The following is an 18,337-nucleotide window of genomic DNA, read 5'->3' as shown; positions in this document are numbered from 1 at the left end:
CTCTCTCCTGAGTATCAATCAAAGGCTGTCGGCAAGATCGTCGATGGTCAGCTTGCCCATGCGACGGTCCCGCTTCTGTTGCGACAAGGCCGCACCCAGACGGTCGTTGTCGTAGAGCAGCAATCCATCCAGTTCCCGGATGGTTCCCAGAACGAAAAACGCCTGTATCCAGACGCCAACGGCAACCGAGGGAGAACCCTGTTCCATTCGCCGGTATGTGTTCAAGCCAACGGAGAGCAGGCTCGCCATTTTTTCCTGGGACCAGCCCCGACGCCGGCGGGCCTGCCGCAAGCGGGAAGCAAGACGGTCCAGGGCTTCCGTCGACTGCTCGGCCAGGCTGCGGGAAGTTAAAGGCTGCGCCATGAGCATAATCTATCCATATTTGGTCGATAAAAGGTATATTACGACCAATTATGGGTGGTAGCAACGTTACGCGCTCAGCTGAGCCGCCCAATTCCTAGCGTCTGGTTTCCAGCGTCGGCGTGCTCTGGACTGGGGACCCCATCGCGAGCGCCTATGTTATACTCTGGTCTCATGGCATTCGAAGCAAGAGAACTGTTTGGTGAGTGTAAAAAAGTCAAAGCTCGGATTCGCAGCCCTATGAGAAAACGGAGTGCCCGAATAGAAGCCCTTCTGGGAGAAATGATGCCGCTCGCGCATGCGGTGGCTAACGCGCTGAAGCCCGGTTCGGAGATGTCGCGACTGCTGACATCCCTCTATAGCATTCTATGCGATCTGGATGATGAAGCATTCCAGGCGTTACTGGAAACGCTACGTGCCGAGGGACTGACCAATCTTTGGCAATTCTGCTGGGAGCAGGCTACGGCCATGGCCTGTGAAAAAGTCTATGAAAATGACTACCGCAGCCTCCTGATTGCCGTTCCCTTTCTGGCTCCCTGGCCCGGGCAATGTAGCGGGGCTGAACGCAAGGCCCTTTCTCAGACACTGAAGAAACTGGGCGTCATCCCGCCGCGCGGCAAAATCCACTGGGTCCAGAAACCACAATCGATTTACCGAATGAGAGATACAAGCCCCTTGCAGCTGTGGGCGTTGAACACGCCCGGAGCCATTGACCCCTATCCCTGGAACTATGGTCACGTAACGACGCCGACCATGTATCTTCTGGTGGGGCGATTGGAATTTCCAGAACACAGTGATATCCCCTGGCCCGATCCGGAATGGCTGATCCAGGCCCAATCCGAAGCATTGGGCTGGCCGGCAGAAGCGCTCGACGCCTGTGCGCCTTTGTCATTTTTTCTGGAACAAAACAATGATGAGGACGAATCTATCGAAGACCCTGTGCTGGAGATCGTCCTCTCCGTGGCCGCAGCAGCCAAAAATCGGATAGAGCAAGAACGCCTTTCTGCAGAAAGCTGCACCATTTTCCTGGAGGAGGGGGCCGATAATTGCATTGATGTCTCGCTGCAGTCCTGGGAAAAGGGTAAAACCCCGCTCTGTAGTTTAGATTACATGGCGGCCAAATTGTATCGGGTAGAACTCGTGGAGAAGCTCAAACACGTCTTGGAAGGCTTTGGGTTCTCTGTAGAAGAAGGAGGGTCTATGGCATCGCACCCGACCCACCTGCATTAGCCAAGGTGGCCAGCAAGATGGATTCAAGTTTCCCTGTTCGGATAAATCGTTATGACGCGCATGCAAATTGATCGACTTCCCCTACCGCTGCGGCAAAAAAACGCCCTGCACCAAGCCCGAATGACCAATGAATTGCTGGCAGATGCCGTTGTGCAACGGGATCAGATGCGCATGGAGGAAAAAGCGCCTTGACGATGCCACAGAGACCCCTTGGGAGTACGTCATTCATGAAAATGTTCACCTTGCGGATCGAATTAGAGGGCCTGGAGCCACCCATTTGGCGGCGGATTCAAATCGATACCGGACAAACTCTATGGGAACTGCATCAGGTCATCCAGGTGGCGATGGGCTGGACGAACAGCCATATGCATGAATTTGTCATCAAAAAAGTGCGCTATCGTGAAACCAACGAAGAACTGGACGCCGAGAATGCCTTTTGGGGTGTCGAGGTCCGGGAAGAATCGGAAGTGACATTGATGCAGGTCATCCATAGTCGGAGCAGGTTTTTATATGTGTACGATTTTGGTGATAACTGGCGGCATGTCATCAAGGTGGAAAAAACCGAAGAAGTTCCTGTGCCTCGGCATGCCTGGGCATCCATTGTGGATGGGGGTAGAAATTGCCCACCGGAAGACGTGGGTGGCGTTTGGGGTTATCTGGAGTTGCTGGACATTCAAAAAAGAGGCCCCAAAAACAGCGATGAAGCGCTTTTTCTGGATATGCTACCCGAAGGATTTGACCCGGAGGCCTTTGATCTGGAAGAGACACAGGCCATCATGGAAGAGTCTTTTGGGGAGTGATTAGCCTATGGATTCAATGCCCCCGGTGGAAAAGGCTTGGGGCGTGCCAACCAGATTTGAGCCATTAGCCTAAAGAATGCGCTGCTATTGCCATCCTCGCCGGCCTACATTATATTCATTATTATTAAATATGAATATTTGAGGTGAGTTATGGCCACAACCAGCCTAAGCTTGGGTGAACACTGGGAGGTGTTCATCAAAAATGAAATTTCCAGCGGCCGTTACGGCTCCGCCAGTGAAGTCGTGCGCGACGCCCTACGCGCCATGGAAGAACGTAAAAGTAAGCTCGAAGCCCTGCGAGTCCACCTCTTGGAAGGCGCTATTCAGGCCCAAAATGGTGCGTTCGTGGATGACTTCTCCATGGACTCGCTCATCAATGATCTGGATGCTGAGTCCTGATGCAGTCCACCAGAAAAGTTAGGATTACCCCACGCGCCCGAGACGACCTTAAAAACATTGGCCGCTACACCGAGCGCACCTGGGGTAAAGCCCAGCGAAACTCCTACTTGAAAAATATCGAAGCCCGCTTCCAATGGCTGGCGGGAAACCCACTTCTGGGCAAGCACCGCACAGATATCTGCGAAGGCTACTACAGCTTTCCCGAAGGCCAGCATGTGGTGTTCTACCTGATTGGCAGCAGCGCCATCGATATCATCGGCATTCCCCACAAGGAAATGGACATCATCAGCTATTTCATGGAAGGCTAACGAGCCAAGATTCAAGCCCGGCATACTCCGCAAGTAAGCGTTTAAGCAACCTACTCTTGCGGGTTGGTGCCGATCAGGCTAATGCAGATTTTTCCCAGTTCCACGGCAAGTGTCCGAAAACCAGCGCATTGGTACCTGCGGGCGGCGCTGGTGTACGGTGAGCGCCACCGTCGAAGACAGCGAAGCCCTGCGCTGGTGGATGCTGAGCTTTGGGGTGTCCCTGCGGGTCCTGGCACCCAAGCCGCTTTTTGACGAACTCCGGGAGCGCACCCGCGCCATGGCGGCGTTGTATGCCCGGAGTCCGGGGAAAGTAAAGGTGCGTGTGTCATCAGATACGCAGTAAACCAACATGAGCAAAAATGCATCATAAAATCGTCATAAAAACCCCACGTATGAGGAAAATAAGAAAAAGCCAGCAAGGGTAATGCACCTCGCCAGTCGCATTACCGTCATCCCCGGATGCAGCGATTGGGGCCTGTCCAACGAACCGTAAAAGCCGCGCATGGATAGTACACGGTAACGTCCCGTATGAATCACTTGTTATCAGTCAGTTAGGGTGAAAGGGCTATTGTTTGATCGGTTTCAACTTTGGGGTTTTGATCACTAAATACTATAATATATATACAGGGGCAAAAAACGCGCATCCGATCTATTAGAGATCAAATCCGGTTTTGATCTCTAAATACTATATGTAGCGTCACAAGTGCGTTTTTTGAAATTTCGTGAAAACGGGCCACTAGCATCCTCAGCAGCGAAGCAAATCCACACAGGCAAGTAACCGGTACAGCAATCAGGCAAGGCAGATGCAAAGGAACAAGCCGTAGAGGGCTAGCCAGTAGGGCAACGACGAACAGGCCTGGCAATGGGGCCATAAGCGCGCAGGAACGACGGACGGGCACTAAGTGATGCCAAGGTAGCACTCAGGGTTCAGGATGCGTTGCAGGGCAAGGAAAGGGCCATAGTTGAAATGCACGCCAGCGACCATGCCGAAACCCGCCAGCAAGGGGTCCAGGATGCTCTACAATGCTCGAACAGTCATAAAGGCTACTCGGGCAGAGGTCCAGAGCTTGAAAGTGGCTTGCAGGGCAGGGGAAGGGCAACACAGGCTGCACCCAAACCCGGGGGAACATCAATTCGCTACCCCATGGACATGCCGGGATTGGTTTACCTGAATTTTACTTGGCAACTACCGGGCATGCTCCCGCTCTTAAGTTGTTTGAAGACAGGATGAATGTGTCCTGACAGCTATCCCCTGACGAATCCGGTCTTTCGTGCTATAACAACGCAAAAGCAAAAGGAAACCCCATGCCACGCGGAAGCGCCAAAAAACAAACCGAAGACACCAGCAATCAAAGCCTCGAATCCAAACTCTGGGCCACCGCCGACAAGCTGCGCGGGCATCTGGACGCTGCCGACTACAAGCAGGTGGTGCTGGGCCTCATTTTTCTGAAATACATTTCCGATCGCTTTGCCCAACGCTATGACCAAATGATCCGGGAAGAAGCGGGGGCTTATGTGGAAGACCGTGACGAATACACAGCAGAAGGCGTCTTCTGGGTGCCTTCATCCAGTCGCTGGGACCAGATACAGGCCGCCGCCAAGCAGCCGGACATCGGCCAGCGCATTGATGCCGCCATGAGCGCCATCGAGCGGGAAAACCCCCACCTCAAAAACATTCTGCCCAAGGGCTACGCCCGTCCGACCCTCGACCAGCGCCGCCTGGGGGAACTGGTGGACCTGATTGGCACCATTGGTCTGGGCACGGCGGAACATCAGGCCCGCGATACCCTGGGCCGGGTCTACGAGTATTTTCTGGGTCGCTTCGCCAGCGCCGAAGGCAAGCGAGGGGGTGAGTTCTACACCCCGGCCTCGGTGGTCCGCACCCTGGTCAGCATGCTGGCCCCCTACAAGGGGCGCATCTACGACCCCTGCTGCGGGTCCGGCGGCATGTTCGTCCAGAGCGAAAAGTTCATCGAAGCCCACGGCGGCAAGGTGGGGGACATCAGCGTCTATGGGGAAGAATCCAACCCCAACACCTGGAAGCTGGCCCTCATGAATCTGGCCATTCGCGGCATCGAGGCCGACCTGGGGCCGGAAGCGGCGGACACCTTTCACAAGGACCTGCATCCCGACCTGCGGGCCGATTACATCCTCGCGAATCCGCCCTTCAACATTTCCGACTGGGGCGGGGATTTACTGCGTGAAGACAAACGCTGGCAATATGGCATTCCGCCCACGGGTAACGCCAACTTCGCCTGGGTGCAGCACATGGTCCATCACCTGGCCCCCTATGGTATCGCCGGTTTCGTGCTGGCGAATGGGTCCATGTCATCCAACACCAGTGGCGAGGGGGAAATCCGCAAGCACCTCATCGAGTCCGACCTGGTGGACTGCATGGTGGCCCTGCCGGGGCAGTTGTTCTACAGCACCCAGATTCCCGTCTGTCTGTGGTTTCTGGCCAAGAACCGGGATGACGGACATGGCATGGCGGGCAAGGAACTCTATGAACGGACCGGCGAAGTGCTCTTCATCGACGCCCGCAATAGGGGTTACATGGCCGACCGCACCCACCGGGAACTGAGTGACGAAGACATCCAGAGCATCGCCGATACCTACCACAACTGGCGCGGGGATGGTCCGGGGGAATATGCTGACGTTCCCGGCTTCTGCAAGGCCGCCAGCCTCGATGAAATTCGCAAGCACGGCCATGTCCTGACGCCGGGTCGCTACGTGGGCGCGGCGGAACAGGAAAACGACGGCGAACCCTTTGCAGAGAAGATGGATCGGCTGACCCAGGAACTGTCGACGCAGTTGGCTGAGGGGCACAGGCTGGAAGAGGAAATGCGGAAGAATTTGCGGATGTTGGGGTATGAACTATGAGTGGTGCGGACAAAACCGTGCCTTTTATGGGCCAAGCGCTGGTGGCCCCAGCAAAAATCACCAATTACTTGCTTTCCCTTACGCATCCCATCGGGCGGGCTAAGGCAGGTTTCTTTCTGGGCTGCGGTTTTACGCCCAAATACCCGCAGGGTCTGATCGACGCCCTCATCGTCCATGCCAAAACCCATAGCGCCTATAGCAAGCCTTCACCCTATGGCCTAAAGTACATCGTGGAAGGCCCACTGGATACACCTGCCCGTGGGCCGATGCTGGTCTGCAGTGTATGGATGATGGAAATGGGCAGCAGCACCCCCACCTTTGTCACCGCCTATCCGATCAAGAGGGCCAAAAAATGATTCATGAACTGGATACTGTCGTACTCGTCAAAGACTATCCCTCCGAGGGGTTGGTGAAGGGAGACATGGGTGCCGTGGTCATGGTGCATCAGGATGGCAAAGCCTATGAGGTCGAGTTCGTCACCCTGGCTGGTAATACGCTGGGTGTGCTGACGCTGACCGCCGATGAGATACGGCCGATTTCAGCGCGGGATGTGCCGCATGTGCGGGTGGCGTGATCTGGACAAGGTCAACCTCACCTGGGAAGAACGGGATGGCTTGAATGAGAGACAAATCATCACTCTAGATGTCGATGGTGAATATGTGTTGAATTTTCAACTGGATGAAGGTTTCGAGGAATGAACCATGCTACAGACCATTGAGGTGGAAATTGATGCACAGGGACAGGTGCATCCCGTGGGGTTAAACAAGCCGTTGCCAGCAGGGCGTGCCTTGCTGACCTTGCTGACGCCGCCGGCCAACGAAGAAGCGCTGCTTTCAGAATACGCGCTGGCGGAAGACTGGCTAAACCCCGAAGAGGATGCGGCATGGGCCTACTTGCAGCCGGTCAGGTAGTGGTGCTGCCTTTTCCATTCTCCGATCTCTCACAAAACAAGTACCGGCCCGTATTGTTGCTGGCTGATGCGTGTCGTGGCGACTGGATTGCCTGTCAGATCACCAGCAATCCTTATTCCGATCCCCGCGCCCTCGCGCTGACGGAACAGGATTTCGCGAACGGCAGACTTGCGCACACCAGCTATGTGCGCCCCGGCAAACTCTTTACGGCTCACGCGGACTTGATGGAACAGATTGTGGGCACGGTGAAACCAGACTTTCTTAGCCGGGCCCGGGAAGCGGTAATCCAGGTGATTCGGGGGAAGCCATGACCCGCGAACTGGATACCGTCGCCCTCGTGGAAGACCATCCAGATGAAGGGCTGGTCAAAGAGGATATAGGCATTGTGGTCATGGTTCATGATGGCAGGAAAGCTTTTGAGGTGGGATTTGTCACAGTGGCTAGTGATACGCTGCGGGTGTTGACCCTGACAGTCGATGAGATATGGTCTATTTCCGCAATGGATGTGCCGCATGTGAGGGTGATGTAAATTTGGTAAATAATGAAAACAAATATTTCTTAGGCAAACGCTGTCACCAAGATATCGTCACCCCGGCAAAGGAATTCCTCACGGTATTGCGACAGGGCAAGCTGGTATTACGAGATTCATCGGCGGCCGAGACCAATCTGAGGGGGCTTAGGTATGGGTGGTGAGTGGCGAGAGGCACGACTGGGGCAGCTTGGCGAGGTAAATAGAGGCCGATCACGCCATAGACCCCGCGATGCAGCACATCTGTATGGTGGCGCATACCCATTTATCCAAACTGGTGATATCAAAGCATCTGGTGGGCGGATCACAAGTCATTCCCAAACTTATAGCGAAGCAGGACTAGCTCAAAGCAGGCTCTGGCCTGAAGGCACAATGGTTATCACCATTGCAGCCAACATCGCTGAAACCGCAATACTCACATATCCGGCGTGCTTTCCAGATAGTGTAGTTGGCTTTGTTGCCGATAAGCGGCGAGCTGACGTGAGATTCGTCGAGTATCTTTTCCGCCATTTACGTCGGCAGATTCAACACGAAAACGTTGGAACAGGCAGTGTTCAAGATAACATCAATCTGCAAACTCTTGCTCGGCTGACGCTTAGAGTCCCCGAACCCCACGAACAACGCGCCATCGCCCACATTCTCGGCACCCTGGACGACAAGATCGAGAACAACCGCAAGATGGCGAAGACCCTGGAAGCCATGGCGCAGGCCATCTTCCAATCCTGGTTCGTGGACTTCGACCCGGTACGCGCCAAGGTGAATGGGGAATCCCCGGAAAGCATCTGCCAGCGGCTGAAGCTCACCCCGGAAATTCTGGACCTGTTCCCGGATAGGCTGGTGGACTCGGAATTGGGGGAAATTCCAGAGGGGTGGGGGATGCAGCGTGTTTCCGACTACATGAGTCTTGCGTACGGAAAATCTTTACCGGCAGGAAAACGCCACCAAGGAAGCGTTCCGGTATACGGTTCCGGCGGAATCACTGGATTTCACAACAAAGCTATAGTCAACGGACCTACGGTTATTGTCGGACGCAAAGGCACTGTTGGAAGTTTGTACTGGGAAGATCGTCCATGCTTTCCTATCGACACAGTTTTCTATGTCCAGCCTGAAGCACCGTTACCTTTCTGCTATTACCTGCTCGAAGACTTGCCACTTCGGGAAATGAATACGGACGCCGCAGTACCTGGGCTGAATCGTGAGAATGTATATCGACTCAAGGTCGTCGCACCACCGACCGCACTAATCGCGGCTTTCGCCGAAAGTACCTCGCGGTTCCGCAACATCATTGCGGCGGTTTCCAGAGACAGTGAAACCCTCGCCAAAATCCGCGACACCCTTCTACCCAAACTCATATCCGGTGAAATCCGTGTTTCAGAGTCCAAACCTCTTAGTCAAGACGCTATGGAAATAGTCCCATGAGCCAACTAGCACTTTCACAGGCCACCGTCGGCTCTTGTTGTTACATTCTGGGGGCTGGTTTTTCTTGTGGGGCTGGCCTTCCCTTATCAAATGATTTTCTTGATAAAATGAAAGCTGTTCGTCCACAATACTATTTAGGAAAGACCCTGCCTCCTCTTAATGTGCCGATGGAAAATTTATTTCGTTTTCGCTCTGAACGGCTCAAATTGTTTGATGATTCTCTTAAAAATAATGTCGAGTTTTGGTTGAGTTTGGTTTCTGCTGGAACGCTAGGAAGCATTACTAGCCGTGGTTTTACTAAATATCATATGCAGATCGCCATTGCTCAAGTAATCGAATATTATGTGAGATCAGCAACTAACTATGAGTACATAGATAAGTTTGTTTTTTATGCCAATAAATCAAAGAATAATGCAATAGTAACTTTGAATTATGATGACTTGGTTGAGCAATCCTGTGAACGGTCTATGGTACCATACAGGCATGGTTTTAAGAAAGGCGGGTATAACGGTTATTTTGATTTAGATATTTCCAGTTTTAATAAAGAAATGTTTGACATAGACGAAAACCATGCGACTATACCAATATTAAAGCTACATGGATCGTATAACTGGATTGCTAAAAATTATGAAACACTCAAGCTTGTTGGTGATATGCATAATTTCTTTTTTTCAAATCATGGTGTTTTGGGAAAATGAATGGATGCAGTATAGTTTTGTTATTGAACCGCCAACAATAGACAAAATGTATGCGGGGCATATTTTGTCAGCAATATGGGCAAGAACTTATGATTCTTTAGCATCAGCCTCTCATATTATTGTGATCGGTTACTCTTTTCCTGAAAATGATGGCTACGTGAAGCACCTAATAATGGCATCATTGGCGGATAATGATTCTTTAAAAGAGGCCACGATTGTTGACCCCTGCTGTGACGACTCGTACAAGAGTAGAATTAAGTGGCTGCTTGATTTACTTAAAGCTAAAAAGGTGAGCATCACCTTCTGCCAACAAACAGCTAAAGATTGGATTGAGAACCAAATGACGGGGTTTACAACATCATGAAGGAATCCACCATCGAACACCACGCCATCGCCCTGTTCCGGGGGCTGCGCTATGCCCACGGCCCCGCTATTGGCCTGGACTGTATGCAGGAAAGGAACCGAGCCAGGAAGTTTCGACTCTGGTCGGTCATCTGGGCTGGCGGGAACGGCCCGAACGGAAAGCTAGCCGGATTCGGGTCACGCATCCCTTCTTTTTTGTCGATGAGGACTGGGACGAGGCTGTTCCAGCGTTGGCGGAAACGGCCATCACAGTCAATCACTTTTCCGATTTTCTGGTAGGGCGCGGACACCTGGACTCAGTTATTAAAGGATATTTCAGATGACAGACAACCCCAGCGCAACCTCTTCCCGCATGCCGCATTTCAACATCACCACGCGCGGTGCCGCTGTGGATTCCCTCAAGGGCAATCCGCAATTTCGGGATAGGCAGGTGGCCGAAATTCTGAGCAATCTTCAGGTGTCCCCCAAGGATTGGGCAGCGCCCCTGAATCCCTTTGAAAGTAGCCTCGTTTTGACAGGCATACTGGCGGGTGCCCATAGCCTGAAAACACCGGTAATGGTCACCATGGACCGAGAATTCTGGCTTACCTTAAAAGAATCAGAACTGAGCGCCAAGAACGGCAGTCACGCCAAGGAAGTGTTTTGCCCGGATCCCCAGGCAGCTACCATGGTTTATCATCCCACCCCGCAAGAGGCATCAGTATGACAAACGCTGCTTCAAAAGCCCAAAGTATCCCTCTGTTTAACATGACCACGATGGCTTCAACGATGTCGTCTCTCTCACGCCATCGGGATTTCATCAGCCCCGAAATGGCGAAGGCAATAGATGGCATTGTTATCCATCCGGAACTAGCCGATGCCTCTATCGAGATAGTCGAGATGAGCCTGCTTATTTTAGCTATATTTAATATGTCCCTGGATCGGCAACAACCTGTGCAGGTTCTGATGCCTCGGGAAACCTGGGAATACCTGAAACTGAACAAACCCGCTGCCGTTGATTCAGAAGCACACATACGGGAAGTCTTCTGCATAGACCCTCTAGCCGTGACTATTGAATTTCGGCCCATAAATCTATGACCACCCTCAACGAATCCACCATCGAGCACCACGCCATCGCCCTGTTCCGCGAGTTGGGCTACGCCTACGCCCACGGCCCTGATATTGGCCCGGACAGCATGCACCCAGAACGCGCCGACTACAACGACACCCTGCTGCTGGATCGGTTGCGCACGGCCATCCACACGCTCAACCCCGCTGTTTCCAAAGACATCCGCGACGAAGCCCTGCGTCATGTGCAGGCCGTGGCCGTAGGTGGACTCATGGCCGAAAACCTGGCGCTGCAACAGATGCTGGTGGAAGGGGTGCGGATTGCCACCCAGGTGGACGGCGAGGAACGCGGCGTCACCGTCCGACTGCTCGATCATGAACACCCCGAACAGAACGATTTCCTGGTCGTGAACCAGTACACCGTCGTCCACAACCGCATCAACCGCCGCGCCGACCTCGTGGTCTTCGTGAACGGCATGCCGCTGGGCCTCTTTGAACTGAAGAACATGGCGGACGCCAACGCCACGGTGCAGAAGGCATGGAACCAGTTGCAGACCTATCAGGCGGACATTCCCAATCTCCTGGCCTACAACGCCGTGCTGGTCATCAGCGATGGCCTCAAGGCCGCCATGGGCTGTCTGGGTGCTCCCTATGAACGCTTCCTGCCCTGGAAGACCATCGACGGCCAGGAACTCCTGCAAAAGGGGGACGATCCTTTACGTTTCCTGATTCATGGGGTCTTTGCACCCCAGCGTTTTCTGGACATGATCCGGTATTTCATCGCTTTTGAAGACAATGGCCGCAAACTGAGCAAGAAGATCGCCGCCTACCATCAATTCCACGCCGCCCAAAAAGCCCTGCTGACCACACTGGCATCGGCAGGTATCGGTGGCGACCGCCGAGGGGGTGTCGTCTGGCATACCCAGGGGTCCGGCAAGAGCCTCACCATGCTGTTTTTTGCAGGTATGCTGATTCAACACCCCGCCCTGGAAAACCCCACCATCCTGATGCTCACCGACCGCAACAACCTGGATACCCAGTTGTTCGACACCTTCGCGGCAGGCAAACAACTCTTGCGCCAGGACCCTCAGCAGGCCGACAGCGTGAGCGATGTGCGGGAATTGCTGCAAAGGGCTTCTGGCGGGGTAATCTTCAGTACCATCCAGAAATTCCAGAAAGACCGCAACGATTCTTTGACCGCCCATCCTGTCCTGTCTGGCCGCCGTAACATCATCGTCATGGTGGACGAGGCGCAACGCAGTCAGTACGAGATTCTGGATGGTTACGCCGCCAATCTGCGGGCGGCCTTGCCCAACGCCACCTTCGTGGCCTTCACGGGCACCCCCCTGGAACTCAATGACCGGGATACGCGGGTCGTCTTCGGGGACTACATCGACATCTACGACATCCAGCGCGCCGTCGAGGATGGGGCCACCGTCCCGATTTATTCCGAAAGCCGTCTGGTGCGTCTCAACCTGCCGGAAGACCAGCGCCCGGTCATCGACAGCACCTTCGAGGAAATCACCGAAGAGGACGAGCAGGAAAACCGGGAACGCCTGAAAACCCGCTGGGCGCAACAGGAAGCATTGGTGGGTGCGCCCGGGCGGATAGCGCAGGTTGCCGCCGACCTGCTGGACCATTGGGAAAAGCGCAAGAGCATTTTATCCGGCAAGGCCATGATTGTCGCCATGAGCCGCCGCATCGCCGTGGATCTATACGATGCCATCATCCGCATCCATCCCGACTGGCACAGCGAGGACGACAGCCAGGGGCGCATCAAGGTGGTCATGACCGGTTCCGCCAGCGACCCCATCGCCTGGAAGCCGCATATCCGCAGCAAGACGGGCAATGAAGCCATCGCCGACCGCCTGAAGAACCCCGAAGACCCCTTGGAAATGGTCATCGTCCGGGATATGTGGCTGACGGGCTTCGACGCCCCAGCCCTCAATACCCTGTATGTGGACAAGCCCATGCGCGGGCACACGCTCATGCAGGCCATTGCCCGCGTCAACCGGGTGTTTACGAACAAGTCCGGTGGACTGGTGGTGGACTACATCGGTATCGCCCAGGACCTGAAAAACGCCATCGCCACCTACACCCGTTCCGGCGGCAAGGGCAATCCGGCGGAAACCGTGCAGGCCGCCATCCAGGTGCTGCTGGAAAAGCTCGACATCTGCCGCGGCATTTTTCATGGCTGCGACTATCAGGATTACCTGAGCGGCGACGGCTCGGAAAAGGTGGCCACCCTGCGCCGGGCCACCGAATTCCTGCTGTCCCAGGAACTCACGGAAGAAGGCATCAAGCGCCGTTTCCGCCATGCCACCTCGGGGCTCAGAAAGGCCGCTACCCTGGCGGCGGGCGACGACGTGGTGGAACGCTGTAGGGCCGAGATCATTTTCTTCCTGAGTGTACGGGCGACTCTCGACAAGGCCCGGGAAGGGGAAACGCTGATTGAAGAACAGGAATATGCCATCCGTCAGTTGCTCGACCAATCCATCGCGCCGGAAGGCGTGGTGGACCTCTATGCCGTGGCGGGCCTGCCCAAAAGCGAAATATCCCTGCTCTCCGATGCCTTCATCCAGCAGATCGAGGCCCTGCCCGAAAAGCATCTGGCCCTGGAAATGCTGAGACGGCTACTGCAGGACAAGGTGCGCCAGGAAGGGAAGGGCAACCTCATCCAGAGCAAGGCGTTTTCGGAAAAGCTGGAAGAAGCCCTGCGCAAGTATCACAACCGCTCGGTGGATACCGTCGAGGTGATGCAGGAACTCATCGCACTGGCCAAAGCCCTGCGGGCGTTGGATCAGCGTCATGCAGAACTGGGCTTGAGCAAGGAAGAAGTGGCTTTTTACGACGCCCTGGCGACCAACGATTCCGCTGTACAGGCCATGGGCGACGATGCCCTGAAGATGATCGCCAAGGAAGTGGCCGATACCGTGCGCCAGAATACCCGCATCGACTGGTCCATCCGCGAACAGGCAAGGGCGCATCTGCGGCGCATGGTGAAGCGGGTCTTACGCAAGCACGGCTATCCCCCCGACATGCAGGAAGGGGCGGTCAATCTGGTGATTCAGCAGGCTGAGGGGTTGGTGGCCTGACAGGATTTATTCATCGATGGTGGAATGTGAAATCAAAGCGCTTGATAAGTTGGTCTCTAGATCGATTGCCCCTTGGTCGCAGTCGGGGTGCAGTGATACCCCGACTTTTGTAGCGAGCTTGATTTATAGGGCATCTACCAAAAACCGTGGAACAATCGCTCTTCGGTTTTGGAGAGACTCCATCCGTATCCGAAGTTCTTCGGTATCACGGCTCTCCCACAGGAATTGGTATTCCCCTAAGGTGGCGATGGTGAAATTACGGACCATAAACCGGAGGATTTCCTTGTCGAGGTGGGAGAATAGGGCAGTGCTCAACGCCGTTTCAGGGTCGGACCCGAACCGTCCCAGTGGCCGCGCGAGTTGCGCAACCAGGATGGCAATGCTATTTTCATCCCAAAGGTCGAGGCTTGCCGGAATATGTTTCCAGGCAAACTGCTGCAAAAAAAGGGGATGGGCTATCGAAAAATCCAGCAGAGCGTTTTGCCAGGGTTGAGTATGCTTAATGTTCCACATATGGGCTTGGCCATCTAGCCTTTTTTGTAGCTTCTCAGTTTCGATTTTTAAATACAGAAATTCTTTTTTCTGTGTCACGGCAATACAGAGGGTTTGATGGTCGGGACGGGGGATGAATCCGAAAAAAGCCCAGGTGCTCTGTGAGATGCAGTAGCAACAAGCCTCTGGATTACTGCACCAGTGTTGAAAATGTTGTCGGCGAAAATCATCCAGATCGGCTTGGTGGGCGTAACGGTGTAACAGGTCTTCATAGCGATTGACGGTCTGCATTTGCTGCTCCTATAAATTAATTGGCTGTGCCCTATGCACCATTTCATATTACCATACAAAAAATTGACCTATTTTTTTGTATGCCTGGAATCAAGCATTAGGTTTGCGCAGCGTTCCAGGCATGATCAGCATGAGCTTGTTTACTTAAACCGTTGCATGGATAGAATCCACCTTCCGTTCCTTGCAATTACTTTCGCTGATCTTTTGGAATGTGGATGCAAGGTAATGTAAATCTGCCTCAATGGCTTCGGCGGCAGCTAGAGCTGTTTCATGGGCTACTCCGGCTTCGCGCTGGGCCGCATAAATAGCCAGCGGACTTTTTAAAACGTAAATCATAGTCACCTCCATGAGCCTAAATTCGGCAGTTACCCCTGCTGATTTTATGCGTTCTCTTTGATAAGGTTGGTTTTTTATCGTTAAGGGAGGTTCACCCGATGGGTGAAGCAGAACAACCCCCGCAAAAGGCCATTCCTGCGGCGGCGCAGACCATGATGGTAGACACCCTGGGTGGTCGTATTCAGGTGTCCTGGGACAAAGATGCTGCGGCCACGCCCATGGGCCAGATCGTGTTCTTTGCGGCGTACCTGGAGGCCACGGGTCTGTTTGATACCTGGGTGGAAGATTGTCCCTTGGTTTATACCAGCCCCAATGCCCCACAGAAACGGGACGTGTTGGGGACGCTGCTGCTCTCTATTCTTGCTGGACACCGCCGCTATGCCCATGTCACCGGATTACGCAGTGATGGCGTCAGCCCCCGGATTCTGGGCATGCACAAGATCGTCAGCGAAGACGCCCTGCGCCGGGCTCTGGGGAAGATTCCCGAAGCCGAAGGGACGGCGTGGATGCGGGAGCATCTGTTCAAAAGCGTGGTACCCGCCTGCACGACCCCCTGGATTCTCGATATCGACACCACCGTCAAGCCCTTGTTCGGGCATCAGGAAGGCGCCGAAGTCGGCTACAATCCGCACAAGCCCGGACGTCCCTCCCATGCGTATCACGCGTACTGGATGGGGAACCTGCGCCTGTTGCTGGATGTGGAAGTCACGGCCGGCAATACCACCGCGTCCAACCATGCCCAACCCGGACTGAACCGCGTACTGGACACCCTCACGGCCGAACAACGCCCGCATCTGGTGCGCGGCGACTGTGGTTTTGGCAATGATGCCGTCATCCGCGAGATGGAATCCCGGCAGCAGGCTTATCTCTTCAAATTACGTCAGTCGCCGCGCGTCAAGCGCCTGCTGCAGCGCGTCTTTACCCGCCGCGACTGGACGGATGCCGGGCAAGGCTGGGAAGGCCGCGAGGACCACATTCAACTGGCCGGATGGCAGCAGAACCGCCGGGTCGTCATTCTCCGGCGCTTGCTGAAGGAAAACCTGATCGCTACCCGGGAGGTCAAAGGCCAGATGGCGTTTGCCTTTCTCGACCGGCGCCAGACCAAGGTCTATGAATATGCGGTGCTGGTGACCGATCTGGCAGAAAGCGTTCTGGGTATCGCGCAGTTGTATCGAGACCGGGCGGATGCGGAGAACGGTTTTGACGAACTCAAGAATCAATGGGGCTGGGGTGGTTACACGACCCGGGATCTGGCGCGCTGCCGACTTTCTGCCCGCGCCGTGGGGCTGATTTACAACTGGTGGAGCTGGTATACCCGGTTGGCCTTTCCGGAGATGCGCAAGGAAGCCATCACCAGTCGCCCCTTGCTGCTGTCGGCCATCGGCCGAAGCACCAAACACGCCGGGCAGACCCAGTTGTATTTGACCCCGATGCACGCTGCCCAACAAAAAGTGGAGCGCGGAATCGAGAATATCCGCCAAGGGTTACAGACCATCCGGCAGACTGCGGAGCGGTTGCTGAGAGCGAGCCCATGGGACCTTCTCGCCAGCTATATCGTGGCACAAATCACCCAGTCACCATGGTCACCAGAGGGGGCCATTCCCGCCCTGCCTGGGCCGTAACTGCTTTTTTTAGGATGAGTCATTGAAATACGCAAATGTATGCGCAGGTATATGCAGTACGTACCATGTGGCCATCACAATAATGGTCTGCTGCGATCTTGTATTTCCATTTGTTGATGTGCAGCGAATAAGGCAGGATGGCTTATACCCACCCAGTTCCAAATATTCAACAAATACAATAATGAGATAGCCGCAAATGCTAACGTAACTAACAGACCAATAAAAATTATGAGTGTCGGTAGTTCACTATCTGCCTTGGTCCTGAATCGCCACCACAAAAAAACAGCTATAGCTAAAGTGACTAGTGCCAAGGCCAGCAAGGTAAACCCTGTAATCAGTTTTTGTGTAGCGTCTATATAAGCTACTTTTACTAATTCTGTTGATATTTTCATGTGCTTATACTCCATAGAGATGAAAACATGAGTCATGACTATTTATCTAGAAGGCCGACTCACTAATTTGTTTCGCTGTTCCCAGCTATAGAACTGGATTCTGAGAGTTTATTTTTTTGAATTTCTTCGCGCCACTCCTCTACCGCCTCAGGCCCAAAAAGGATACGCATATACTGTTCCTCGATTTTATCTTCGTGTCGTTTCTTGGCTTCCTCAAAAGATATGATCTGGGCGCTGGATTTTCGGGTCTGGTTGGGTTTATCGCTGCAGTGCATCGTTTTCCTCCTATTCGGTCTGAATTGGCTGCAGGGTTGCTCGTTCATTATACCAAGTGATCTTTGGTAAATTTTTAGAGGGTCCGACGGCATCCATACTGATTTCTATTGCCAATTTGATAGTTGTTGTCCGGGTGTTTGTGCCTGCTACCTGCCTCTTCTTATTTCTGCTTGGCTTCACAACCTTCATGAGTTACTGTTGTTATCATGGAAAACGATGACGTCATCGAAAGTCCGCGCAGACGTGGACGACCACGGATTCATGCTAGTCAGAGAGTGCGTTGGCGCAAGGCGCAAGCCGCTCGTCGCCTACGCTTGCGAGAGGCAGCTGCCAAGAAGAAGAAAGTCCGAGCCCTCTTTTCCTCGCAGCGAGTGGAGTGGAGTACCCCTCCCGAGTTGGTAGAGAGTGTCCTTAATCGCCTGGGGATTAGTTCCTTTTGCCTGGATCCTGCCAGTGCGGGCGCTGGTGGAACAGTACCTGCTTTCCGGCACTTTACTAAAAGCGATGATGGATTGCAGCAGGAATGGCTAGGTAACCATATCTGGTTGAATCCACCCTATGGTAGGCGTATAAAAGAATGGATTCGTAAGGCCATACAGGAATGGCAATCTGGGCGGGCTAAGGTGCTGGTGCTGCTCGTGCCGGCGAGGACGGACGCAAGCTGGTGGCACGAACTGCTGGCGGTGGGTGGACAACCAGAATTTCTGCGAGGTAGGCTTAGGTTTCTGGACGAAAGCGGACAACGCCAGGACGTCGCTCCGTTTGCCAGTGTGTTGGTATGGCTCCGACCACATGTCGGGGATCAAATTGATCCCAGACCGTAGATTCTCTAACAGCCAGCAAGATGAGTCTAAGGAGCCATTAACAAATAACTTGTACTTTTCATGTG

General features: G+C 54.0%; 26 protein-coding genes. 21 read left to right on the top strand and 5 right to left on the bottom strand.

Going from position 1 to position 18,337, the window contains the following annotated elements; translation table 11 throughout:
* Positions 1-18: 18 nt before the first annotated feature.
* Positions 19-363 carry a helix-turn-helix domain-containing protein gene (locus tag ACJU26_RS08370; RefSeq protein ID WP_414039239.1) on the bottom strand — a complete coding sequence of 115 codons (345 nt, stop codon included), beginning with the start codon at positions 361-363 and terminating at the stop codon, positions 19-21.
* A 237-nt stretch (positions 364-600) separates the two neighbouring features.
* Here ACJU26_RS08370 and ACJU26_RS08365 point away from each other — a divergent pair, with 237 nt between their 5' ends.
* From ACJU26_RS08365 to ACJU26_RS08275, 19 genes are all read left to right on the top strand, one after another.
* Positions 601-1,590: a hypothetical protein gene (locus ACJU26_RS08365; protein WP_414039238.1), complete on the top strand. Its 990-nt coding sequence runs from the start codon at positions 601-603 to the stop codon at positions 1,588-1,590.
* 51 nt (positions 1,591-1,641) lie between these two features.
* The gene (locus tag ACJU26_RS08360; RefSeq protein ID WP_414039237.1) at positions 1,642-1,782 is read left to right on the top strand and encodes a hypothetical protein; all 141 of its coding nucleotides are present in this window, start codon (positions 1,642-1,644) and stop codon (positions 1,780-1,782) included.
* A gap of 35 nt (positions 1,783-1,817) precedes the next feature.
* Positions 1,818-2,390, top strand: a complete 573-nt coding sequence (locus ACJU26_RS08355; protein WP_414039236.1) for a plasmid pRiA4b ORF-3 family protein — start codon at positions 1,818-1,820, stop codon at positions 2,388-2,390.
* 150 nt (positions 2,391-2,540) lie between these two features.
* Positions 2,541-2,789 carry a type II toxin-antitoxin system ParD family antitoxin gene (locus ACJU26_RS08350; protein ID WP_414039235.1) on the top strand — a complete coding sequence of 83 codons (249 nt, stop codon included), beginning with the start codon at positions 2,541-2,543 and terminating at the stop codon, positions 2,787-2,789.
* Positions 2,789-3,097, top strand: a complete 309-nt coding sequence (locus ACJU26_RS08345; RefSeq protein ID WP_414039234.1) for a type II toxin-antitoxin system RelE/ParE family toxin — start codon at positions 2,789-2,791, stop codon at positions 3,095-3,097. The genes ACJU26_RS08350 and ACJU26_RS08345 overlap by 1 nt, the downstream gene beginning before the upstream one ends.
* Before the next feature lie 109 nt (positions 3,098-3,206).
* Complete coding sequence (locus ACJU26_RS08340) at positions 3,207-3,440, top strand: WYL domain-containing protein (RefSeq protein WP_414039233.1); 234 nt, start codon at positions 3,207-3,209, stop codon at positions 3,438-3,440.
* A 962-nt stretch (positions 3,441-4,402) separates the two neighbouring features.
* Complete coding sequence (locus ACJU26_RS08335) at positions 4,403-5,977, top strand: type I restriction-modification system subunit M (RefSeq protein ID WP_414039232.1); 1,575 nt, start codon at positions 4,403-4,405, stop codon at positions 5,975-5,977.
* Positions 5,974-6,333: a DUF6883 domain-containing protein gene (locus tag ACJU26_RS08330; protein WP_414039231.1), complete on the top strand. Its 360-nt coding sequence runs from the start codon at positions 5,974-5,976 to the stop codon at positions 6,331-6,333. Before ACJU26_RS08335 ends, ACJU26_RS08330 begins: the two co-directional genes overlap by 4 nt.
* A complete protein-coding gene (locus ACJU26_RS08325) occupies positions 6,330-6,551 on the top strand; it encodes a DUF4926 domain-containing protein (RefSeq protein WP_414039230.1) in 222 nt (73 codons plus the stop codon). The genes ACJU26_RS08330 and ACJU26_RS08325 overlap by 4 nt, the downstream gene beginning before the upstream one ends.
* Positions 6,535-6,675 (top strand): hypothetical protein, encoded by a 141-nt coding sequence (locus tag ACJU26_RS08320; RefSeq protein WP_414039229.1) that lies wholly within the window; start codon positions 6,535-6,537, stop codon positions 6,673-6,675. The genes ACJU26_RS08325 and ACJU26_RS08320 overlap by 17 nt, the downstream gene beginning before the upstream one ends.
* 3 nt (positions 6,676-6,678) lie before the next feature.
* Positions 6,679-6,888 (top strand): hypothetical protein, encoded by a 210-nt coding sequence (locus ACJU26_RS08315; protein WP_414039228.1) that lies wholly within the window; start codon positions 6,679-6,681, stop codon positions 6,886-6,888.
* A complete protein-coding gene (locus ACJU26_RS08310; RefSeq protein ID WP_414039227.1) occupies positions 6,861-7,199 on the top strand; it encodes a type II toxin-antitoxin system PemK/MazF family toxin in 339 nt (112 codons plus the stop codon). Before ACJU26_RS08315 ends, ACJU26_RS08310 begins: the two co-directional genes overlap by 28 nt.
* Entirely contained in the window at positions 7,196-7,417 is a 222-nt protein-coding gene (locus ACJU26_RS08305) for a DUF4926 domain-containing protein (protein ID WP_414039226.1), read from the top strand. Before ACJU26_RS08310 ends, ACJU26_RS08305 begins: the two co-directional genes overlap by 4 nt.
* Before the next feature lie 153 nt (positions 7,418-7,570).
* Positions 7,571-8,836: a restriction endonuclease subunit S gene (locus tag ACJU26_RS08300; RefSeq protein WP_414039225.1), complete on the top strand. Its 1,266-nt coding sequence runs from the start codon at positions 7,571-7,573 to the stop codon at positions 8,834-8,836.
* Complete coding sequence (locus tag ACJU26_RS08295; protein ID WP_414039224.1) at positions 8,833-9,534, top strand: SIR2 family protein; 702 nt, start codon at positions 8,833-8,835, stop codon at positions 9,532-9,534. The genes ACJU26_RS08300 and ACJU26_RS08295 overlap by 4 nt, the downstream gene beginning before the upstream one ends.
* Positions 9,535-9,538: 4 nt before the next feature.
* Positions 9,539-9,898 (top strand): hypothetical protein, encoded by a 360-nt coding sequence (locus ACJU26_RS08290; RefSeq protein WP_414039223.1) that lies wholly within the window; start codon positions 9,539-9,541, stop codon positions 9,896-9,898.
* Between the two features lie 318 nt (positions 9,899-10,216).
* Positions 10,217-10,603 (top strand): hypothetical protein, encoded by a 387-nt coding sequence (locus ACJU26_RS08285; RefSeq protein ID WP_414039222.1) that lies wholly within the window; start codon positions 10,217-10,219, stop codon positions 10,601-10,603.
* Positions 10,600-10,974 carry a hypothetical protein gene (locus ACJU26_RS08280; protein ID WP_414039221.1) on the top strand — a complete coding sequence of 125 codons (375 nt, stop codon included), beginning with the start codon at positions 10,600-10,602 and terminating at the stop codon, positions 10,972-10,974. Before ACJU26_RS08285 ends, ACJU26_RS08280 begins: the two co-directional genes overlap by 4 nt.
* A complete protein-coding gene (locus ACJU26_RS08275; RefSeq protein WP_414039220.1) occupies positions 10,971-14,039 on the top strand; it encodes a type I restriction endonuclease subunit R in 3,069 nt (1,022 codons plus the stop codon). The genes ACJU26_RS08280 and ACJU26_RS08275 overlap by 4 nt, the downstream gene beginning before the upstream one ends.
* 123 nt (positions 14,040-14,162) lie before the next feature.
* Here the strand turns inward: ACJU26_RS08275 and ACJU26_RS08270 are convergent, their stop codons facing one another.
* Positions 14,163-14,822, bottom strand: a complete 660-nt coding sequence (locus tag ACJU26_RS08270) for a hypothetical protein (protein ID WP_414039219.1) — start codon at positions 14,820-14,822, stop codon at positions 14,163-14,165.
* A 144-nt stretch (positions 14,823-14,966) separates the two neighbouring features.
* Positions 14,967-15,158, bottom strand: a complete 192-nt coding sequence (locus ACJU26_RS08265; protein ID WP_414039218.1) for a hypothetical protein — start codon at positions 15,156-15,158, stop codon at positions 14,967-14,969.
* 98 nt (positions 15,159-15,256) lie between these two features.
* On the opposite strand from ACJU26_RS08265, the gene ACJU26_RS08260 reads away from it, so the two are divergent.
* On the top strand, positions 15,257-16,780 hold the full coding sequence (locus ACJU26_RS08260) for a transposase (RefSeq protein WP_414039217.1): 1,524 nt from the start codon (positions 15,257-15,259) through the stop codon (positions 16,778-16,780).
* 74 nt (positions 16,781-16,854) lie between these two features.
* Here the strand turns inward: ACJU26_RS08260 and ACJU26_RS08255 are convergent, their stop codons facing one another.
* Positions 16,855-17,172 carry a hypothetical protein gene (locus ACJU26_RS08255; protein WP_414039216.1) on the bottom strand — a complete coding sequence of 106 codons (318 nt, stop codon included), beginning with the start codon at positions 17,170-17,172 and terminating at the stop codon, positions 16,855-16,857.
* 62 nt (positions 17,173-17,234) lie between these two features.
* Positions 17,235-17,447: a hypothetical protein gene (locus ACJU26_RS08250; RefSeq protein ID WP_414039215.1), complete on the bottom strand. Its 213-nt coding sequence runs from the start codon at positions 17,445-17,447 to the stop codon at positions 17,235-17,237.
* Between the two features lie 207 nt (positions 17,448-17,654).
* Here ACJU26_RS08250 and ACJU26_RS08245 point away from each other — a divergent pair, with 207 nt between their 5' ends.
* The gene (locus tag ACJU26_RS08245) at positions 17,655-18,272 is read left to right on the top strand and encodes a DNA N-6-adenine-methyltransferase (RefSeq protein WP_414039214.1); all 618 of its coding nucleotides are present in this window, start codon (positions 17,655-17,657) and stop codon (positions 18,270-18,272) included.
* The last annotated feature ends 65 nt before the right edge of the window (positions 18,273-18,337 follow it).

The sequence above is a fragment of the Acidithiobacillus sp. M4-SHS-6 genome (genome assembly GCF_047421495.1).
GTDB lineage: Bacteria > Pseudomonadota > Gammaproteobacteria > Acidithiobacillales > Acidithiobacillaceae > Acidithiobacillus.
Note: the sequence above shows the minus strand (reverse complement) of the source record. Positions and strands in the feature narration are given on the sequence as shown.

What these genes read in the sequence shown, in the direction of transcription:
- ACJU26_RS08295 (WP_414039224.1), top strand. Translation starts at nt 8,833, where the DNA reads ATGAGCCAACTAGCACTTTCACAGGCCACCGTCGGCTCTTGTTGTTAC.
- ACJU26_RS08265 (WP_414039218.1), bottom strand. Translation starts at nt 15,158, where the DNA reads ATGATTTACGTTTTAAAAAGTCCGCTGGCTATTTATGCGGCCCAGCGC.
- ACJU26_RS08275 (WP_414039220.1), top strand. Translation starts at nt 10,971, where the DNA reads ATGACCACCCTCAACGAATCCACCATCGAGCACCACGCCATCGCCCTG.
- ACJU26_RS08360 (WP_414039237.1), top strand. Translation starts at nt 1,642, where the DNA reads ATGACGCGCATGCAAATTGATCGACTTCCCCTACCGCTGCGGCAAAAA.
- ACJU26_RS08370 (WP_414039239.1), bottom strand. Translation starts at nt 363, where the DNA reads ATGGCGCAGCCTTTAACTTCCCGCAGCCTGGCCGAGCAGTCGACGGAA.
- ACJU26_RS08285 (WP_414039222.1), top strand. Translation starts at nt 10,217, where the DNA reads ATGACAGACAACCCCAGCGCAACCTCTTCCCGCATGCCGCATTTCAAC.
- ACJU26_RS08300 (WP_414039225.1), top strand. Translation starts at nt 7,571, where the DNA reads ATGGGTGGTGAGTGGCGAGAGGCACGACTGGGGCAGCTTGGCGAGGTA.
- ACJU26_RS08250 (WP_414039215.1), bottom strand. Translation starts at nt 17,447, where the DNA reads ATGCACTGCAGCGATAAACCCAACCAGACCCGAAAATCCAGCGCCCAG.
- ACJU26_RS08245 (WP_414039214.1), top strand. Translation starts at nt 17,655, where the DNA reads ATGGAAAACGATGACGTCATCGAAAGTCCGCGCAGACGTGGACGACCA.
- ACJU26_RS08255 (WP_414039216.1), bottom strand. Translation starts at nt 17,172, where the DNA reads ATGAAAATATCAACAGAATTAGTAAAAGTAGCTTATATAGACGCTACA.
- ACJU26_RS08350 (WP_414039235.1), top strand. Translation starts at nt 2,541, where the DNA reads ATGGCCACAACCAGCCTAAGCTTGGGTGAACACTGGGAGGTGTTCATC.
- ACJU26_RS08365 (WP_414039238.1), top strand. Translation starts at nt 601, where the DNA reads ATGAGAAAACGGAGTGCCCGAATAGAAGCCCTTCTGGGAGAAATGATG.
- ACJU26_RS08335 (WP_414039232.1), top strand. Translation starts at nt 4,403, where the DNA reads ATGCCACGCGGAAGCGCCAAAAAACAAACCGAAGACACCAGCAATCAA.
- ACJU26_RS08290 (WP_414039223.1), top strand. Translation starts at nt 9,539, where the DNA reads ATGCAGTATAGTTTTGTTATTGAACCGCCAACAATAGACAAAATGTAT.
- ACJU26_RS08305 (WP_414039226.1), top strand. Translation starts at nt 7,196, where the DNA reads ATGACCCGCGAACTGGATACCGTCGCCCTCGTGGAAGACCATCCAGAT.
- ACJU26_RS08320 (WP_414039229.1), top strand. Translation starts at nt 6,535, where the DNA reads ATGTGCGGGTGGCGTGATCTGGACAAGGTCAACCTCACCTGGGAAGAA.
- ACJU26_RS08315 (WP_414039228.1), top strand. Translation starts at nt 6,679, where the DNA reads ATGCTACAGACCATTGAGGTGGAAATTGATGCACAGGGACAGGTGCAT.
- ACJU26_RS08325 (WP_414039230.1), top strand. Translation starts at nt 6,330, where the DNA reads ATGATTCATGAACTGGATACTGTCGTACTCGTCAAAGACTATCCCTCC.
- ACJU26_RS08260 (WP_414039217.1), top strand. Translation starts at nt 15,257, where the DNA reads ATGGGTGAAGCAGAACAACCCCCGCAAAAGGCCATTCCTGCGGCGGCG.
- ACJU26_RS08345 (WP_414039234.1), top strand. Translation starts at nt 2,789, where the DNA reads ATGCAGTCCACCAGAAAAGTTAGGATTACCCCACGCGCCCGAGACGAC.
- ACJU26_RS08330 (WP_414039231.1), top strand. Translation starts at nt 5,974, where the DNA reads ATGAGTGGTGCGGACAAAACCGTGCCTTTTATGGGCCAAGCGCTGGTG.
- ACJU26_RS08310 (WP_414039227.1), top strand. Translation starts at nt 6,861, where the DNA reads ATGGGCCTACTTGCAGCCGGTCAGGTAGTGGTGCTGCCTTTTCCATTC.
- ACJU26_RS08280 (WP_414039221.1), top strand. Translation starts at nt 10,600, where the DNA reads ATGACAAACGCTGCTTCAAAAGCCCAAAGTATCCCTCTGTTTAACATG.
- ACJU26_RS08355 (WP_414039236.1), top strand. Translation starts at nt 1,818, where the DNA reads ATGAAAATGTTCACCTTGCGGATCGAATTAGAGGGCCTGGAGCCACCC.
- ACJU26_RS08270 (WP_414039219.1), bottom strand. Translation starts at nt 14,822, where the DNA reads ATGCAGACCGTCAATCGCTATGAAGACCTGTTACACCGTTACGCCCAC.